Source organism: Frankia sp. CcWB3, assembly GCF_977927595.1.
Genome location: NZ_CDWRCK010000229.1, coordinates 1 through 2,143 on the forward strand (window position 1 = coordinate 1; position 2,143 = coordinate 2,143).

1 protein-coding gene is annotated in these 2,143 nt (G+C 72.0%); it reads left to right on the forward strand.

Annotated features, from left to right (window positions below; genetic code table 11):
* A partial coding sequence (locus ACY5KJ_RS15930) for a solute carrier family 23 protein (protein WP_462203716.1) occupies positions 1-1,988 on the forward strand: 1,988 nt, incomplete at its 5' end.
* Positions 1,989-2,143 lie beyond the last annotated feature (155 nt).

Below are 2,143 nucleotides of genomic sequence, written 5' to 3' on the forward strand. Positions count from 1 at the left end.
TCCTCTGGCCCCGCTTGCCGAAGAGGCTGCCGAACGCCGTCCGAGCCATCCCCGCTTATCTCGCGGCGGTCGTGACGGGCACCCTGCTCGCCGCCGTCGCGGGCTTCGACCTGCCCAGGGTCAACCTGCCCTCGTCCCTGTTCGACGCGGTCGCCCTGCCGGGCCTCCCGCGCGGTGACTGGTCCGGCATCGCGCTGGCCATCGTCATCGTCGCCAGCGTCGAGTCCCTGCTCTCGGCCGTCGCGGTGGACCAGCTTGCCACCACCCGAGGCTGGCGGGGGCCGCGCGTCGACCTCGACCGCGAGCTGCTCGGGCAGGGCTCGGCGAACCTCGCCTCGGGCCTGGTCGGCGGGCTGCCGATCACCGGGGTGATCGTGCGCAGCTCCACCAACGTCGCCTCCGGCGGGCGTACCCGGAAGTCTGCCGTCCTGCACGGCGTCTGGGTGCTGCTGTTCGCCGTGTTCTTGGGCCGTGCCGTGGAGTGGATCCCGCTGTCCGCCCTCGCCGGCCTGCTCGTCGTCGGTGCGCGGCTGGTCGACGTCGCGCATCTGCGCCACGTCCGCCGGCACGGGGAGCTGCCCGTCTACCTGGTGACAATCGTCGGTGTCGTCGCCCTCGACCTCCTGCAGGGTGTCGCCCTGGGTCTGCTCACCGCGCTCGCCCTGGTCCTGCGCCGGGTGCTGTGGTCGAGTGTCCGGCTGGTCCGCACCGACGAGCTCTGGCAGGTAGAAGTCGAGGGGACACTGAGCTTCCTGTCCCTGCCCCGCCTCGCGCGGATCCTGGGCCGTATCCCCGTCGGTGCCCCCGTCTCAATCGAACTCATCGTCGACTACCTTGACCACGCCGCCTATGAGCATCTGCGTGGCTGGTGCGCGAACCACGAGGCGTCCGGCGGAACGGTGAGCGTCGACGAGGTCGGCCAGGTCTGGTTCCGCCGGCCGGCCGAGGTCGCGGAGCAGCGGCGCCGCACCGTCGTCCCGCACCTCCCGCGCTGGTTCGCGCCCTGGTCGCAGTGGCAGGAGCTGGAACTCGCGTCGTCACCGTCGGATTCCCATTCGTCGGAGTCGCGGTCGTCGGATTCCCAGCCCGGCGGCGTCGTTCCGCCGGCGATCCACCCGGACCCAGTCCCGGACCCGGCGGCGTCGGTGCCGGCGCAGGCCTCCCCCGACCTGACGGTCCAGCACGTCAGCACAATGTTGCTCGGGGTGAACGAGTTCCACCGGCGGGCCGCCCCGCTCCTGCGGGGCACCTTCGACGAGCTCGCCGGGGGACAGCAGCCCGGCGCCCTGTTCCTCACCTGCGCCGACTCTCGCATTGTTCCCAACATCATCACCAGTAGCGGTCCCGGTGACCTGTTCACGATCCGTAATGTCGGGAACATCGTCCCGGTGGACGACCCCGCCGGATCCGACCCGGACGCGCCCTTGCGACGCGGTGGCGACCTGTCGGTGACCGCCGCGCTGGACTACGCCGTCGACGTCCTGCGGGTGCCCTCGCTCGTGGTGTGTGGCCATTCCGGCTGTGGCGCCATGCAGGCGTTGCTGTCCGGCGCGCTCGACGGCGCACCCGACTCGGCCCTGGCGGGCTGGCTGTCGCACGCCGCCGCCTCGCTTGAGCGGACGCCCCCTGCCGGCACGGAGGATCTGCTCCCGGTGGAAAGGCTGGGCCGCGCCAACGTGGCGCAGCAGTTGGAGAACCTGCGCGCGCATCCGGCCGTGCGCCGTGCCCTGGCACGCGGCACGCTAGAACTCGTCGGCCTGTACTTCGACATCGCCGACGCGCGCATCTGGGTGCTCGAGGAGTCGACCGGCCGGTTCGTCGACCCGATGGACGCGTTGCCGACGGCGGTCATTGGGACCGGCCCGCGTCGCCGGTGGGACGCACCGGTGCGGGTACCCGCACCCATGGTCGCGGTCGGCGCGGGTCCTGCCGACGAGCAACCGCCGCCCGCCGGCCGGCGGGCCCGGTGGCTCAGCCTGCCGCGGTAATGCCGCAGCGGTGAAGGGCCGCCGATCGCCCGGGGCCCGGGGCCCGGGATCAGGGATCAGGGATCCGAGGTGCTGACCCCGGAGATGCACCGATGGTCGGCGACGTCGATCGTTGGATGACGTCGATCGTTGGATGACGTCGATCGTTGGATGAC